We start from the raw sequence: 14965 nt of genomic DNA on the forward strand, positions 1-14965 counted from the left end.
CGCGCGGGGGTGGAGTCCCGCCCATGTCTCTTCATGTTTTCTCCGCCCGGCGGCGTCGGCAGCGCGGCCAATCGATGGTGGAGTACGTCATCATCGTCGCGCTCGTGGCGGTGGCCGCGATCGCCGTCTACCAGTTGTTCGGGCAGGTGGTCCGTTCCCAGACGGCCGCGATGGCGCGCGAACTTGCGGGCGAGGACGGTTCGACCGAGTCGCGCGCCGCGCAGACCGCGGCCAAGGGGGCCCGGTCCCAGACTTCTGCGCGCTCGCTCAAGTCCTTCACCGGCAATGCCGCCCAGGCTGGCGGGAACTAGATGCGCGCCCCGTATCGCTCGCAGGCCGGACAGGCCCTGGTGCTGGCGGTGGCGCTGCTCGCCGCCGTGGCGGCAGGGCTGGTGCAGCTCTTCGACGGCGGGCAACTGCTGCGCGAGAAGGTCCGGCTGGCCCGCGCGCTGGACGCCGCGGCCTATAGCGGCGCGCTGGTCCAGGCCCGGAGCCTGAATTTCCTTGCCTATGCCAATCGCGCGCTGGTGGCTCACCAGGTGGGCATGGCGCATGCCATCACGCTGGCCTCGTGGGCCCGGTTCGGCGATACACAGGCCCGCCGGCTGGCGTCGTCCAATCCGCCCGCCAGCCTGATCGGCGGTTTGTTCGGCGCCGCGCATGGCCGCGCCTACCGCAGCGCAGCGGGAGCGGCCGGCGCGGGCAGCGCCGCCGACTGGAGCGAGGGCGCGCTGGCGCGGGCCTTCGCCGAACATGATCGCGTCGTGCACGACGTCCTGGTGCGGGCCCAGGCGGCCGTGCAGCAATCGCTGGTCGATGCCCGCATGCGGACGATGCAGGCGGTGCTGGCCGCCCACTATGACGACGGCGCGACGCGTCTGGACGAGGCCCTGCTGGCCGATACGCTGCCGGGATTCGTGGTCCGGCACGGCGGCGAGGCCCGGGGCCGGCTCAAGGACATGGTGGAAGAGGCCAACGCGCATTACGGCTTTCTTGCGCCGCGCGATCACGATCGTCGCAGTTTGTTGCCAACGGAGTGGAGGTGTCCCTGGCTGCGGCACGAGCTGCGGCGCCGTGGCGCGACCTCGCTCATGGGACTGGATGCCTGGCGGTCGGTCGACACGCTGTCCTTCCACGCGCTGCGATCGAATCGATGGATAGGCTGCTATTACCGCGAATATCCCATGGGCTGGGGCAGCGCCAAGGGCGATGCCGCGCTGGCGGACGATGATCTGCCGCACATCGACGAACCTCCCGAGGACTTCTCCGACCAGGATTTCTGGCGCTGGGTGGGTGCGCATACCGACTGGAGCCTGCTGGATGGCACGGCCAATCCGCTTGCCAATTCGTTCGCGTTGTCGCAGGGCGTGGCGTGGCAGGGCAGGGGGTTGCCGCCGTACGCCGGGATCGCCGGCAAGCGGGCCGCAGATCCGACCCTGCGCTTCGCGGTCAGGGCCACCCGCGCCGCGGCGGCCATGCGGACAACGGATGCCGCGGGCCCACGAGGCGGAACGGGTCGGCTGGCGTTCGGCGCCGGGCTGGGCGCGGGCGGGTTGGCCGCGGTCAGTGCCGCGTCGACCTACTATCGCCGGCCCGTGGGGCGCGCCGATGGGAACGCGGAGCGGCCCAACCTGTTCATGCCTTACTGGCAAGCCAGCCTGAGCCCCGTCGCGGCGGCGGAGCGCGAGCAGGCATGGCGCCGGCAGGGGGTGGCATGGTGATGGCGCGCATGGGGCGCCAGCGCGGGCAGGCCATGGCCGAGGCCCTGCTCGCGCTGGGGGCGTTCGGGGCATTGTGGGTGCTGGGTTCGGCCTTGGGGCGATTGCAGGACCTCGCGCTGCAGACCGAATTCGCGGGACGCCACCTTGCCTTCGCGGTGGTGCAGGAGGCGCCGCAGGACGTCCGCGAGCGCACGCACGCCTATTTCTTCCAGCCGGCGCGCCATCGCTGGCGCAACCACGATGGTTCCGCCTTGCTGCCGGACCAGCCCGGGCGGTTTTCCATGCAGGTCCGGCAGGAGGCCGGCCGGTTGCCCGAGCAGGCACAGCCTGGGGGCAATACCGAGCCCGCGCGCATGCTCAGGGGGGAATTGCTGCCTGCGCATCCGGGGCTGGTGGCGGGGCGGGTGTCGGTGCGACCCGATCTCGCGCCGGTGGCCAGGCTGGGCGGGTGGCGAACCGTGGCACCGCTGTCCAGCCGGTTCGTGATCCTGGTGGATGCCGGCCACGCCCGCGACGACGGGGATGCCCAGGCGCGCATCGCCGGCGCGCCCCGGGCATGGAGCGACGCCGCGCAGCGTACGGAGCGGGCGGGCCGGGCCTTGTCGGTGCTGTCGCGCGTCGACCGGCCCTGGGGCCGCCCGCCTCCGCAGTTCGATTGGCTCTCGGCCTGGAAGGGGCTGCTGCCGGCGCATCTTGCGGGAGGCGCGCGATGAAGGAAAGGGGATGGTGCCGCGCGCCGGTGCGCGGCTGCGTCGTGCTTGCCATGGGCCTGCTATGGAGCCACGCGGCGGCGGCCCAGCCCAGCATGCCGCCCGGTGCCGTGGACCGGGGCTGGGGAGGCCGCGTGCGCGTGAACGGCGTGCGCATGGACATCCGCTTGTTCGAGGTCCGGCAACCGCCGATCGAGGTCGCCGGCGGCGTGGCCAGGCAGCCGGGGCTGGATCCCTGGCTGCTGCCCTTGCCCGATGGCGTGATGCTGAGCGGCGTCCGGGACGGCCGTCCCTGGCTGATGCAGCTTCGCCAGTCCAGGCCCGGGGTGACGCAGGGCGTCCTGGCCGTCGGCCTCGATGCCAGCGTGGGTACGCGCGCCTTGCCCGCCGAATGGACGCCGCCGGGCGCGACGCTGCTGCTCGATTTGCAGACCCGGGACGAACGGGGGAAGGTGGCCCACCAACTCTACGCCCATGCGGCCGATACCGCGACCTTCTCCCGGTTGCTGCAAGCCCGGTTGACCGCGCTCGGGTGGCGTGCCGGGGCCGGTGGCGGCTTGATGGAGTGGCATCGCGCGCGGCGGATATTGCAGCTCGTGGTGGTGCCACGGGAGCAGGGCAGCGGCCTGCTGGCGGTCGAGATCGAGGCGGACGAATGAAGGAGCGAAGAAGCATGATCGTGGCCGGCAGGATGCGGAGCACGCGCAGGCAGCGCGGGCAGTCCGCGGCGGAATATCTCGTCGTGGCCATGCTGCTGGCTGGTGTGGCCGGCGCGGGCTGGTTCGGCGAAGGAGGCGGACTGCTGGCGTGGCTGCTCGACGCCTTGCGCGGTTTCCATCAGCGTTTCGCCGGTTCGCTGGCCCTGCCGCTATGATGCCGCGCCTGCCCCGTTTGCGCGTGGATCGGAAATGGTGGGTGCTGGCCGTGGCGCTGGCCGCCGGAGGCCTGGCCGCATGGCTCGGCCAGCGCCAGATCCAGGGGCGCATCGATGCCATCGAGGCCGAGGCGCGCACGGCGCGGATCGCGGTGGTGGTGGCCGCGGCCGATCTGCATGCCGGCCAGCGCCTGTCGGCGGACCTGGCGGCGGTGCGCGAGATCCCGGCCGAGTGGGCGCCGTCCGGCGCCATCGATCCCGACCGGTTCGGCGACTTCGACGGAGGGGTGCTGGCCCATCCGGTGCGGGCCGGCGAACCCCTGCTGTCCCTGCACCTGGAGGCGGTGCGGGCGGCCCCGCTGGCCGAGCGCCTGAGCGAGGGGCGCCGGGCGGTGACCATACCGGTGGATGAGATCAGTTCGGTGTCGGGCCTGGTGCAACCCGGAGACCTCATCGACCTGTACGTGTCTTTCGACCATCGCGGAAAGCGGACCACCATGCCCCTGCTGCAACGGATGCGCGTGCTGGCCACGGGGCGCCAGACCGAGATGCCGGGCGCTGGGGGCGAGGCGCCGCGCGGCGCGTTTTCCACCGTAACGCTGGATGCGGCGCCGGAAGAGGCGGTCAAGCTCATCATCGCCCGCGATGGCGGTGTCCTGACCGCCATGCTGCGCCGTCCGGGGGATGGCAGCCCGGCTCCCGGACGCGTGACGGGCGGGCTGGCGTCCTTGCTGGGGCTGGGAGAAGGCGAGCCGCCCCAGCCGCGCAGGCACGCGGGCGCGACGATCATCTATGGGGACCGGGCGCCGCGCCGCATTCCGGGCTTGGCGGAAACCGGGGCGGAGCAGGGAGTCCAGCCATGAGGGCCGCCGTGGTGAGGCAACTCCTGTTGGGCGGTCTCGGCATGGCGTGTGTCCTTCCGGAGGGTGGGGCGCGGGCGGCCGAGCCGTCCTCCGCCGACTGGCCTGCCTGGCTCGAGCAGGAGGTGGTGTCCACGCCGGCACCGGCCTTCCCCGCAGGCCAGGATCTCCCGGACGTCGAGATGTACATCGGCGAGACCCAGGTGTTCCCGGCGCCGGGCGTGGCGCGGGTAGCCGTGGGCAATGGCCGCGTCATCAACGCCGCCACGGCCGACGACCGGGAGGTGGTGGTATTCGCCAACGCGGCCGGCACGTCGTCGCTGGTCATCTGGGACCGCGAGGGCGCGATGCGGCGCATGCGCATCACCGTGGTGCCGGGCCAGTCCTCGCGGGTGCAGCGCGAGATCGAAGCCTTTCTCGCCACCATGCCTTCGGTGCGCAGCCGGCTCGTCGGCGACAAGGTCATCGTGGAAGGCGACGACCTGAGCGACGCGGACCAGGCGCGCATCGCGCTGCTGGCCCGCCGCTATCCGCAGGTCGTCGATTTCACCGGGCGGCTCGGCTGGGAACGCATGGTGATGATGGACGTCAAGGTGGTCGAGATGCCGCGCTCGCGGCTGCGCGAACTGGGCGTGCGCTGGGACGGCGCGAGCACCGGGGGCCTGAACGCGGGGCTGGCCTGGGACGCCGCCGTGGGGCGGCCCTTGAGGGTGGCCGCTGGCGACGCCGCGCAGCGTCCCGGAGACGGCCCCATCGTGCTGCCGTTCCCGGCCACGTCCCCGGCGGGATACCTGGGCATGAACGCCTTGCTGTCGGCGCGCATCCAGGCCATGGCCCAGAGCGGCGAGGCGGTCATCCTGGCCCAGCCGCAATTGTCGGCGCGCAGCGGTTCCACCGCGCGTTTCCTTGCCGGCGGCGAAGTGCCCTACGCGACGGTGGACAGGAACGGCGCGTCGAACACCACCTTCAAGCCCTACGGCGTCACCTTGCAGATCGCGCCCCGGGTCGATGCCGGCGGCACGGTGCGGTCCGTGATCGACGTCGAGGTCAGCGCCGTGGATCCCTCCGTGATGGCCACGGGCGGCCCCGCGCTCAAGGTGCGCAGGACCGCCACGGAATTCAACGTGCGCTCGGGCGAGACGCTGGTCCTGAGCGGCTTCCTGTCGCGCGAGCAGTCCCAGGACCTGGACGGCCTGCCCGGCCTGTCCAGCCTGCCCATCCTGGGGCCGCTGTTCGGGTCGCGCAGGTTCCAGCGGCGCGAGACCGAACTGGCCATCTTCGTGACCCCGACCGTCGTCACCCAGCGCAATCCCGATCTGCTGGAACGCATCGACCGAGGACGTCGGGTGCTGGACGAGACCTTCGGGCCGGAACGGCTGAACGTGCCCGTGCGGCCCGACCCATCTTTCATGGAGCAATGATGCTGGACGTGGAAATCCTGACCGACGGGGACCATGGGACCTCGCTGAGCGTGGCGCCGCCCGCGGTGATCGGGCGCGGGGACGGATGCGAGATCCGCCTGCGCCACTGGCGGGTCGCGCGCCGGCATGCCCGGTTGGACGAGCGGGCCGAAGGGGTGTTCGTGGAAGACCTGGGGTCGCTGGGCGGCACCTTGGTCAACGGCCGCCGCATCCTGCAATACGGACCGCTGTTGCCCGAGGACGAGATCGTCGTGGGCGCAGTGATGCTGCGCGTGCGGGCCGTGGATCCCCTGGGGCACGATGCCTTGCGGGAAGGCGGGCCGCCCGCCCCCGTGTCGGCGGGCATGCCGGCCGTGCGGCCCACGGAGGTCCACGCCCGTGAGGCGGCGATGGTCGAATGGCGGCGCCGGCTGCACGCGCGCCTGCTGGAGGCCCTGGACCTGCGTCGCCGGGACGTGTCCGCCATGAGCGATGCGGCCTTGCGGCTAGAGGCCGACCGGCTGCTGGAGGCGCTGGTGCTGGAGGCCCACGGCGAGATTCCCCCGGACCTGGACCGCGGCGCGCTGCGCCGGCAGGTCGTGGACGAGGCGGTCGGGCTGGGGCCGCTGGAGTCCTTGCTGGCCGACCCGGACATTTCCGAGATCATGGTCAACCGGCACGATGAGCTGTATGTCGAACGCGGCGGCGTCCTGCGCCGGCATCCGGCGGTGTTCAGCAGCGATCAGTCGGTCCTGGGCGTGATCGAGCGCATCGTTTCGCCGCTGGGCCGCCGCATCGACGAGAGTTCGCCCATGGTCGATGCCCGGCTGCGCGACGGCTCGCGGGTGAATGCCATCATTGCGCCGCTGGCGCTCAAGGGGCCGGCCCTGACCATTCGCAAGTTTCCCACCCGCCGCCTGCGGATGGCGGACCTGGTGGACGGCGGGTCGCTGGATGCGCACATGGCGGGGTTTCTGCGGCTGTGCGTGGAGCGGCGCAAGAACGTCGTCGTCTCGGGCGGGACCGGTTCGGGCAAGACGACCCTGCTCAACATCCTGTCGAATTTCATTCCGCCTGCCGAGCGCGTCATCACCATCGAGGATGCCGCCGAACTGCGCCTGGCGCACGAGCATCTGGTCGCGCTGGAGGCGCGGCCGTCCAACCTGGAAGGCCGGGGCGCGGTGTCCATCCGCGACCTGGTGCGCAATGCGCTGCGCATGCGGCCGGATCGCATCGTCGTGGGCGAGTGCCGGGGCGCTGAAGCTCTGGACATGCTGCAGGCGATGAACACCGGCCACGAGGGTTCGTTGACCACGCTCCACGCCAATACGCCGCGCGACGCGATGTCGCGGCTCGAGACCCTGGTGCTGATGGCGGGCATGGACCTGCCGCTGGGGGCCATACGCGAGCAGATCGCCTCGGCGATCGACATCGTGGTCCAGCAGGGCCGCAGCGCCGCAGGGCAGCGGCGGGTGACCGCCATCGTCGAGGTCAGCGGCATCGAGAGCGGCCGCATCCAGTTGCAGGAGCTGTTCCGCTTCGAGCGGCCGGATGCCGGCGCGTCCGACGGCGCAGGGTACTTCCAGGGCTGCGAACTGATGCCCAGTTTCCTGGACGAATGGCGGGCCGGGGGCGTCGCCATTTCGCCGCAATGGTTCTGCGAGCGCACGCCGGCGCCGGATCGGCCCCGGAGCCTTGCATGAACGCCATCGACGCGGTCATCGCCGGCGCGGTAGTGGTCTGCGTATCGCTGCTGGTCTGGATCGCCTGCGGGCTGGTGCGCGACAGCCTTGCCCGCTATCGGGCGGTGTTCACCGAGACTGCGCGCGTCCGCATGAGCGAGTTCTTCCTGTTCGTCGATGTGAACCAGCTGTGGGTGGCGCACGTGGCGGTGATCGGCCTCCTGGCCGCCGCCTGTGGATGGTTCGCGCAAAGCTGGGTCTTTGCCGCCGCCGGCGCGGCGGCCGGGGCGTGGCTGCCGCGCCAGGCCGCCCGCCACCTGCGCGCGCGCCGCATGCGCAGGTTCGATGCGCAACTGCCCGACGCGCTGCTGGCCCTGGCCAGCGCCTTGCGCGCCGGCGCCAGTCTGCAGGCCGGCCTGCGCCAGATCGCGGCCGAAGGCGAAGCGCCGCTGGCCCAGGAGTTCACGCTGCTGATGCGCGAGCAGCGCTTCGGTGTCGGCATGGACCAGTCGCTGGCGAACCTGCATGCGCGCATGCCCACCGAGGCGGCCAGCCTGGTCGCTTCGGCGCTGCGGATCGCCGCCGACACGGGCGGCAACCTGGCCGAGACGCTGGAGCGGATAGGCACGACCGTGCGCGCGCGGCTGCACATGGAAGGGCGGGTGCGGGCGCTGACGGCCCAGGGCCGGTTGCAGGCCAGGGTGGTGGGGGTGCTGCCGTGGCTGTTGCTGGCCGCGCTGCACCGCCTGGAGCCCGAGGCCATGGAGCGTCTGTGGACCACCCCCGAGGGATGGGCCGTGCTGGCCCTGGTCGCGGCGCTGGACCTCCTCGGGTTGTGGATGATCGCCCGCATCGTCCGGATCGACATATGAAGCGAAAGTGGAAATTCGCCAAAGAGGCCGCCGCGAGGTCGGCATGGACATGACCGCGCTGCTGATCGGCGTGGCCGTGGCGGCGCTCGCGGCCCTGGCCTGCCTGCTGGTCATCGATCCGCCCGCCTTGCCGGACCGGACGGCCGAGGCGCCGCCGCGCGCGTTCCGGCTGGCCTGGCCCCTGGTCTCGGCGGCGGCCCACTACGGCCGGCCGTGGCTCTCGTGGCAGCGCCGGCGCCGCATCGAATCCCAACTCGTCCAGGCCGGTTTGCGTCACGGCCTGGCGCCCATCCACATCCTCGGGGCGCAGGTGCTGTGCGCCTGCGCCGGCGGGCTGGCCGCCGCGCTGCTGGCGGCGCCGTGGACCGGCGTTGCCGCGCTGGCCGCATGGAGCGCGGCCGGCGCGGCGGCAGGCGCGGCCTACCCGCGTTTCTGGCTGCGCGACCGCGTGCGCGGCAGGCGGCGGGACATCCTGCGGGCCTTGCCGTTCGTGCTCGACATGACGACCCTGTGCGTCGAGGCCGGCCTGCATGTGGGCGCGGCCTTGCAGCAGGCGGTCCTGAAAGGGCCGCCCGGACCGCTGCGCGACGAACTGCGCCGGGTGCTGGGCGACGTGCGTACCGGCGTACCGCGCACGCGCGCGCTCAAGGACATGGCCGAACGCCTGGAGATCCCCGAGATACGCGCCTGGACCGGCACATTGGCCCAGGCCGACGCACTGGGCATGAACCTCGCGCCCATCCTGCGCGGGCAGTCCGACCAGCGCCGCGCCGAACGCTTCCTGCGTGCCGAGCGCCTGGCGCTGGAGGCGCCGGTCAAGATGCTGCTGCCGCTGATCGCCTGCATCTTCCCGTGCTCCTTCGTCGTGATCGGCTTTCCGATCGCGGTCAAGCTCATGGACATGGGCGGGTAGCGGCATGGGCTGGCGCCGTGCGACCACGTGCCTGGACCGGCTGCGGGGATGGCTGGGGCGGGCGCCGCCGGGACCGGGCGAGGGCCTGTGGATCGTTCCGTGCCGGGCCATACATACTGTCGGCATGGCTTGGCCCGTCGATGCCGTGTTCGTGGATCGGCGGGGCAGGGTGCTGCGCATCGTGCCGGCACTGCGCCCGGGACGGGCGGCCTGTTGCTGGCGCGCGTGGGGGGTGCTGGAACTGGCGGCCGGAGAAGCCGCGAGGCTGGGGTGGAAGGAGGGGGAACGAGCGGGCCGGCGCCGCGTATCGACGCCGATGCGCACCGGCCCATGAAGCGGATGCGGCGCGGGCCGCACCCCGCGAGCGTCAGCCGCGCGTCTCGTCCAGCACGCGCTGCGCTTCCTCGCGCACGCGCACCGGAGCGGTGCCGCCTATGTGCGAGCGCGACGCCACGGAACCTTCCAGCGTTAGCACCGCGTGGATGTCCTCGCCCACCAGCGGATGGAAGGCGCGCAGCTCGTCCACCGACAGGTCGGCCAGGTCGCAGCCGCGTTCCACGCAGGCACGCACGGCCAGCGCGACCGCTTCGTGCGCGTCGCGGAAGGGCACGCCCTTCTTGACCAGGTAGTCGGCCAGGTCGGTGGCGGTGGAGAAGCCTTGCAGCGCGGCGGCGCGCATGGCGTCGGGCTTGACCTGGATGCCGCCGGCCATGTCGACGAAGATGCGCAGGGTGTCGCGCACGGTGTCGGCGGTGTCGAACAGGCCTTCCTTGTCTTCCTGGTTGTCCTTGTTGTAGGCCAGGGGCTGGCCCTTCATCAGGGTCAGCAGCGCCACCAGGTGGCCGTTCACGCGTCCGGTCTTGCCGCGCGCCAGTTCGGGCACGTCGGGGTTCTTCTTCTGCGGCATGATGGAGCTGCCGGTGCAGAAGCGGTCGGCCAGGTCGATGAAGCCCACGCGCGGGCTCATCCACAGCACCAGCTCTTCCGACAGGCGCGAGATGTGCGTCATGACCAGCGCGCCGGCGGCGCAGAACTCGATCGCGAAGTCGCGGTCGGACACGGCGTCCAGCGAGTTGCGGCACACGCCGTCGAAGCCCAGCGTGCGGGCCACGCGTTCGCGGTCGATGGGGTAGGAGGTGCCGGCCAGCGCGGCGGCGCCCAGCGGCAGGCGGTTGACCCGCTTGCGGCAGTCGGCCAGGCGCTCGGCGTCGCGGCCGAACATTTCGGCATAGGCCAGCAGGTGGTGGCCGAAGGTGACGGGCTGCGCGACCTGCAGGTGGGTGAAGCCGGGCAGGATGGTGTCGGCGTGCTGCAGCGCGAGCGTGGCCAGCGCGTGGCGCAGCTGGCGCAGCAGGTCGGTCAGCGTGTCGATCTCGGCGCGCAGCCACAGCCGGATGTCGGTGGCGACCTGGTCGTTGCGCGAGCGGCCCGTGTGCAGGCGCTTGCCGGCGTCGCCCACCAGCTCGGTCAGGCGGCGTTCGATGTTCAGGTGCACGTCTTCCAGGTCGAGCAGCCATTCGAAGCGGCCGGCGTCGATCTCGGTTTCGATGGCGGCCATGCCGCGGCGGATGTCGGCAAGGTCCTGCTGGGTCAGGATGCCGACGGCGTGCAGCATGTCGGCATGCGCCAGCGAACCCTGGATGTCGAACTTGGCCAGGCGTTTGTCGAAGTCCACCGAAGCGGTGTACCGTTTGACGAGGTCGGACACCGGTTCGGAGAACCGGGCTGACCAAGCTTCGGCCTTCTTGGCGAACTGGTCTTGGGGGCGGGGGTCGGTCGATTTGGACATGGCGCGGATTATAAAGCGGGTTATGGCGGTTACTGTATCGGGAACGGGCTCGCCCGGGGTGCTGGTGGTGGGGCGGGACGCGGCGTTCTGCCGTCGCCTGTCGGCGCAGCTCAGGACGCTGGCCAGGCGTTTGCCGCTGCATCTGCTGCCGCCCGCCGTGGGCGCCGACCAGGCGCGGCGGGTCGAACCGGCTCCTGGCGTGGCGCTGCTCGACCTGGACCTGCCGGATGCCCAGGGCTACGCGCTGGCCCGGGCCTGGGAACGGTCGGGCCCGCGATTGGTGCTGCTGCTGCCCTCGCTCGACAGTCTCCCCCAGGCCGAGCAACTGCGCGCGGCCGACCGGCTGGTGCCGCCCATACGTATCGACCGGCTGGAGCAGGCGCTGCGGCGCGCGCTGGGCACCGGGTACTCGCCCGACGCCCTGATGGCCCAGGGACGCGAGGGCACGGTGGCGGTGCCGGTGGACGAGGTGCTCTACCTGCGCGCCGACGGCAAATACGTCAGCCTGCGCACCCGCCAGGGCGAATTCCTGACCGATCGCGCGCTGGCCGACCTGTCGCGCGCCTTTCCCGAACGCTTCGTCCAGGCCCATCGCAACGCGCTGGTGGCCCGCTCGGCCATCGCCGGCGCGCGCCTGGTCACCCCGGAACTTACCGGGGGGGATGCCGATCCCTACTGGGAACTGCTGCTGCATGGCGTGCCCGACCGTATCGCGGTGGCGCGCCGGCGCTGGCCGCTGGTGCGGCGCTGCCTGCCGCAAGGCCGGGCGGCCCAGTTCCTTTCCCCGGAGGCGATTTGACCGATACCGCCGTCGAATTGATCGACGACCTGGGCAGCCTCGATCCGGCCGCCTGGGATGTCCTGGCCGCCGGCAACCCCTTCGTCGCGCACGCCTACCTGCACGGGCTGCAGGCCACCGGCTGCGCCGCCCGGCGCACGGGCTGGCAGCCCACCTGCCTGGTGCTGCGGCGGGAGGGCGAACTGGTGGGCGCCATGCCGCTGTACGTGAAGTCCCATTCCCGGGGCGAATACGTGTTCGACCAGGCCTGGGCGGAAGCCTTCGAGCGTCATGGCCTGCCGTACTACCCCAAGCTGCTGTGCGCCGTGCCGTTCACCCCCGTGGGCGGTCCGCGACTGCTGGCGGCGGCCCACGAGGACCGTGTGCTGCTGGCCCGCGCCGCGATCGAGGTCGCGCGGCAGGCGGGCGTCTCTTCCCTGCACGTGCTGTTTCCCCGCGACGAAGACCTGCGGGCGCTGCGCGAGGCCGGCTACATGCTGCGCGAAGGGGTCCAGTTCCACTGGCGCAACGACGGCTACGCCAGCTTCGACGCCTTCCTGGGCGCCATGAACCATGACAAGCGCAAGAAGGTCCGCCAGGACCGCAAGAAGGTCGAACAGGCGGGCATACGCTTCCGGCACCTGCGCGGCGCGGCCATCTCCGCCGACGACCTGGCTTTCTTCTACCGCTGCTACGCCGCCACCTATGCCAATCATTGGTCCTCGCCCTACCTGAAGCCGGCCTTCTTCGAGGCGCTGCACGCGGCCATGCCCGAGGCGCTGTTGCTGGTCATGGCCGAGCGGCAGGGCGAGCCGGTCGCCTGCGCGCTGAACGTGGCCGCCGGCGACACCTTGTACGGCCGCTACTGGGGCTGCGTGGACTTCGTGTCGGGCCTGCACTTCGAGACCTGCTACCTGCAGGCGATCGACTATTGCATCGCCCACGGGATCGCCCATTTCGAGGGCGGCGCCCAGGGCGTGCACAAGATGTCGCGCGGCCTGCTGCCGGTGCCCACCTGGTCGGCGCACTGGGTGGCCGATGAACGCTTCGCCGCCGCCATCGCCGATTTCCTGGATCGCGAGACCCGCGGCATGAACCGGTACCTGGACGAGCTGGAGTCGCACACACCCTTCAAGGCGCCGGCCGACTGACGGGGCAGGGCGGCTGCCCGGGACGTCGGCGGGCCATCGGCCTTATGATGTGAGCTACTCCTCGGCACTGACTTACACGATGAAAGGCAATTTCTTCAACCTCTACGCGCACGGATTCGCGCGGGTGGCGGTGGGCGTGCCCCGCTGCAAGGTGGCCGATCCCGCGTTCAACGCGGCGCAGACGCTGGACCTGGCGCGGCAGGCGGTCGCGCAGGGAGCGGCGCTGGTGGCGTTTCCCGAACTGGGCCTTTCCGCCTATACCTGCGACGACCTGTTCCACCAGGGGGCGCTGCTGGAGGCCTGCGAACAGGCGCTGGGCGACATCGTGGCCGGGTCCGCCGGGCTGTCCGCCGCGCTGATCGTGGGGCTGCCCCTAAGGGTGAACCATTCCCTGTTCAACTGCGCCGTGGTGGTGGCGCGGGGACGCATCCTGGGCGTCGTGCCCAAGACCTACCTGCCCAACTACGGCGAGTTCTACGAAGCGCGCCAGTTCACCTCCGGCGACTGCACGGTGGCCACCCAGGTCGAACTGGCCGGCCAGCGGGCACCTTTCGGGCCGGCCCAGCTGTTCGAGGTGGCCGACGTGCCGGGGCTGCGCTTTCACGTGGAAATCTGCGAGGACGTGTGGGTGCCGATCCCGCCGTCGTCCTTCGCGGCGCTGGCGGGGGCCAGCGTGCTGGTGAACCTGTCGGCGTCGAACATCGTGGTGGGCAAGTCGGGATACCGCCACCAACTGGTCAGCCAGCAGTCGGCGCGCTGCCTGGCCGCCTACCTGTACACGTCGGCGGGCCGGGGCGAATCGTCCACCGACCTGGCCTGGGACGGCCAGTCCATCATCTACGAGAACGGCGAGCTGCTGGCCGAGTCCGGCCGTTTCCTGGACGACTCGCATCTGATCCTGGCCGACGTCGATCTCGAGCGCCTGTCGCACGAGCGCATGCGGCAGACCACGTTCGGCCAGTCGGTGCTGCGCCACAAGGCCGAGGCCGAGCGGTTCCAGACCGTTTCCTTCGAGATCGGCCTGGCCGCGGACCAGCCCCTGGCGCTGCGGCGCCGGGTCGAGCGCTTCCCCTACGTGCCGGCCGACCGCCGGCGCCGCGACGAACGCTGCGACGAGGTCTACAACATCCAGGTCCAGGCGCTGGTGCAGCGGCTGTCGGCCATAGGCATGGACAAGGTGGTGATCGGCGTGTCCGGGGGACTGGACTCGACCCATGCGCTGCTGGTCTGCGCCAAGGCCATGGACCGCCTGAACCTGCCGCGGGCGAACATCATCGGCGTGACCATGCCGGGCTTCGCCACCAGCGGGCGTACCCTGCAGCAGGCACGCGCGCTGATGCGCGTGGTCGGCTGCACGGCCATGGAGATCGACATCCGGCCCAGCTGCACGCAGATGCTCCAGGACATCGGGCACCCGTACGCCTCGGGCCAGGAGGTCTACGACATCACCTTCGAGAACGTGCAGGCCGGCGAGCGCACCAGCCACCTGTTCCGGCTGGCCAATTTCCACAATGCCATCGTGATCGGCACCGGCGACCTGAGCGAACTGGCGCTGGGCTGGTGCACCTATGGCGTGGGCGACCACATGTCGCACTACAACGTCAACGCCAGCGTGCCCAAGACCCTGATCACCCACCTGGTGCGCTGGGTGGCCGAGACGGGCAAGGTGGGCGACGGCAGCCAGGTGCTGCTGGACATCCTGGGCACCGAGATCAGCCCGGAGCTGGTGCCGGGCAAGACCGATGGCGCGCCGGCGCAGCGGACCGAGCAGTTCATCGGGCCCTACGAACTGCAGGACTTCAACCTGTACTACATCCTGCGCTATGGCTTCGCGCCTTCGAAGGTCGCTTTCCTGGCGCTGGCCGCCTGGCACGACCGCGAGCGCGGCGACTGGCCCGAGGAAGCGCACGTGCCGCGCAACCAGTACGAACTGGCCGCCATCAAGCGCAACCTGGGCATCTTCGTGCACCGGTTCTTCAAGACCAGCCAGTTCAAGCGTTCGTGCGTGCCCAACGCGCCCAAGGTCGGCTCGGGCGGCTCGCTGTCGCCGCGCGGCGACTGGCGCGCCCCCAGCGATTCCGAGGAAGTCGTCTGGAAGGCCGACCTCGCGAACATTCCCGACTCCGCGCCGGACGCCTGAGGGCGGGCGCCCGGCCGGCTACAATCCCCCTTATCGCATCTTCGCCATTTCCGCCAGCGTTTCCACAAAGGTCCA

15 protein-coding genes are annotated in these 14965 nt (G+C 71.3%); 14 read left to right on the forward strand and 1 reads right to left on the reverse strand.

Annotated features, from left to right (window positions below; all coding sequences use genetic code 11):
• Positions 1-23 precede the first annotated feature (23 nt).
• From EGT29_RS07815 to EGT29_RS07865, 11 genes are read left to right on the forward strand one after another with little or no spacing between them, the layout of a single operon-like run.
• Positions 24-311 carry a hypothetical protein gene (locus EGT29_RS07815; RefSeq protein WP_124688486.1) on the forward strand — a complete coding sequence of 96 codons (288 nt, stop codon included), beginning with the start codon at positions 24-26 and terminating at the stop codon, positions 309-311.
• Positions 312-1721 carry a hypothetical protein gene (locus tag EGT29_RS07820; protein WP_124688487.1) on the forward strand — a complete coding sequence of 470 codons (1410 nt, stop codon included), beginning with the start codon at positions 312-314 and terminating at the stop codon, positions 1719-1721. It begins immediately after the preceding gene.
• A complete protein-coding gene (locus EGT29_RS07825) occupies positions 1694-2434 on the forward strand; it encodes a hypothetical protein (RefSeq protein WP_124688488.1) in 741 nt (246 codons plus the stop codon). Before EGT29_RS07820 ends, EGT29_RS07825 begins: the two co-directional genes overlap by 28 nt.
• Entirely contained in the window at positions 2431-3090 is a 660-nt protein-coding gene (locus EGT29_RS07830; RefSeq protein WP_124688489.1) for a hypothetical protein, read from the forward strand. Before EGT29_RS07825 ends, EGT29_RS07830 begins: the two co-directional genes overlap by 4 nt.
• On the forward strand, positions 3087-3305 hold the full coding sequence (locus tag EGT29_RS07835) for a hypothetical protein (protein WP_124688490.1): 219 nt from the start codon (positions 3087-3089) through the stop codon (positions 3303-3305). The genes EGT29_RS07830 and EGT29_RS07835 overlap by 4 nt, the downstream gene beginning before the upstream one ends.
• A gap of 23 nt (positions 3306-3328) precedes the next feature.
• Positions 3329-4168 (forward strand): Flp pilus assembly protein CpaB, encoded by an 840-nt coding sequence (gene cpaB / locus EGT29_RS07840; protein ID WP_161567734.1) that lies wholly within the window; start codon positions 3329-3331, stop codon positions 4166-4168.
• 41 nt (positions 4169-4209) lie between these two features.
• Positions 4210-5586 carry a type II and III secretion system protein family protein gene (locus EGT29_RS07845; protein WP_161567735.1) on the forward strand — a complete coding sequence of 459 codons (1377 nt, stop codon included), beginning with the start codon at positions 4210-4212 and terminating at the stop codon, positions 5584-5586.
• Entirely contained in the window at positions 5586-7268 is a 1683-nt protein-coding gene (locus tag EGT29_RS07850) for an ATPase, T2SS/T4P/T4SS family (RefSeq protein WP_124692265.1), read from the forward strand. The genes EGT29_RS07845 and EGT29_RS07850 overlap by 1 nt, the downstream gene beginning before the upstream one ends.
• Complete coding sequence (locus EGT29_RS07855) at positions 7265-8119, forward strand: type II secretion system F family protein (protein WP_238160326.1); 855 nt, start codon at positions 7265-7267, stop codon at positions 8117-8119. Before EGT29_RS07850 ends, EGT29_RS07855 begins: the two co-directional genes overlap by 4 nt.
• A gap of 43 nt (positions 8120-8162) precedes the next feature.
• Positions 8163-9032: a type II secretion system F family protein gene (locus EGT29_RS07860; protein WP_238160327.1), complete on the forward strand. Its 870-nt coding sequence runs from the start codon at positions 8163-8165 to the stop codon at positions 9030-9032.
• A 4-nt stretch (positions 9033-9036) separates the two neighbouring features.
• Positions 9037-9366: a DUF192 domain-containing protein gene (locus tag EGT29_RS07865; protein ID WP_124688493.1), complete on the forward strand. Its 330-nt coding sequence runs from the start codon at positions 9037-9039 to the stop codon at positions 9364-9366.
• A 33-nt stretch (positions 9367-9399) separates the two neighbouring features.
• Here the strand turns inward: EGT29_RS07865 and argH are convergent, their stop codons facing one another.
• Positions 9400-10821: an argininosuccinate lyase gene (argH, locus tag EGT29_RS07870; RefSeq protein ID WP_124688494.1), complete on the reverse strand. Its 1422-nt coding sequence runs from the start codon at positions 10819-10821 to the stop codon at positions 9400-9402.
• Between the two features lie 22 nt (positions 10822-10843).
• On the opposite strand from argH, the gene EGT29_RS07875 reads away from it, so the two are divergent.
• From EGT29_RS07875 to EGT29_RS07885, 3 genes are all read left to right on the forward strand, one after another.
• Positions 10844-11620, forward strand: coding sequence for a LytTR family transcriptional regulator DNA-binding domain-containing protein (locus EGT29_RS07875; RefSeq protein WP_161567736.1), 777 nt, complete (start codon positions 10844-10846; stop codon positions 11618-11620).
• Complete coding sequence (locus EGT29_RS07880) at positions 11617-12750, forward strand: GNAT family N-acetyltransferase (RefSeq protein ID WP_124688496.1); 1134 nt, start codon at positions 11617-11619, stop codon at positions 12748-12750. Before EGT29_RS07875 ends, EGT29_RS07880 begins: the two co-directional genes overlap by 4 nt.
• Positions 12751-12829: 79 nt before the next feature.
• Complete coding sequence (locus EGT29_RS07885; protein ID WP_124688497.1) at positions 12830-14890, forward strand: NAD(+) synthase; 2061 nt, start codon at positions 12830-12832, stop codon at positions 14888-14890.
• Positions 14891-14965 lie beyond the last annotated feature (75 nt).

It is taken from the genome of Pigmentiphaga sp. H8, from assembly GCF_003854895.1.
Classification (GTDB): domain Bacteria; phylum Pseudomonadota; class Gammaproteobacteria; order Burkholderiales; family Burkholderiaceae_B; genus Pigmentiphaga.

Coding starts and splice junctions, on each gene's coding strand:
- EGT29_RS07815 (WP_124688486.1), top strand. CDS start 24: ATGTCTCTTCATGTTTTCTCCGCCCGGCGGCGTCGGCAGCGCGGCCAA.
- EGT29_RS07820 (WP_124688487.1), top strand. CDS start 312: ATGCGCGCCCCGTATCGCTCGCAGGCCGGACAGGCCCTGGTGCTGGCG.
- EGT29_RS07825 (WP_124688488.1), top strand. CDS start 1,694: ATGGCGCCGGCAGGGGGTGGCATGGTGATGGCGCGCATGGGGCGCCAG.
- EGT29_RS07830 (WP_124688489.1), top strand. CDS start 2,431: ATGAAGGAAAGGGGATGGTGCCGCGCGCCGGTGCGCGGCTGCGTCGTG.
- EGT29_RS07835 (WP_124688490.1), top strand. CDS start 3,087: ATGAAGGAGCGAAGAAGCATGATCGTGGCCGGCAGGATGCGGAGCACG.
- EGT29_RS07845 (WP_161567735.1), top strand. CDS start 4,210: ATGGCGTGTGTCCTTCCGGAGGGTGGGGCGCGGGCGGCCGAGCCGTCC.
- EGT29_RS07850 (WP_124692265.1), top strand. CDS start 5,586: ATGCTGGACGTGGAAATCCTGACCGACGGGGACCATGGGACCTCGCTG.
- EGT29_RS07855 (WP_238160326.1), top strand. CDS start 7,265: ATGAACGCCATCGACGCGGTCATCGCCGGCGCGGTAGTGGTCTGCGTA.
- EGT29_RS07860 (WP_238160327.1), top strand. CDS start 8,163: ATGGACATGACCGCGCTGCTGATCGGCGTGGCCGTGGCGGCGCTCGCG.
- EGT29_RS07865 (WP_124688493.1), top strand. CDS start 9,037: ATGGGCTGGCGCCGTGCGACCACGTGCCTGGACCGGCTGCGGGGATGG.
- argH (WP_124688494.1), bottom strand. CDS start 10,821: ATGTCCAAATCGACCGACCCCCGCCCCCAAGACCAGTTCGCCAAGAAG.
- EGT29_RS07875 (WP_161567736.1), top strand. CDS start 10,844: ATGGCGGTTACTGTATCGGGAACGGGCTCGCCCGGGGTGCTGGTGGTG.
- EGT29_RS07885 (WP_124688497.1), top strand. CDS start 12,830: ATGAAAGGCAATTTCTTCAACCTCTACGCGCACGGATTCGCGCGGGTG.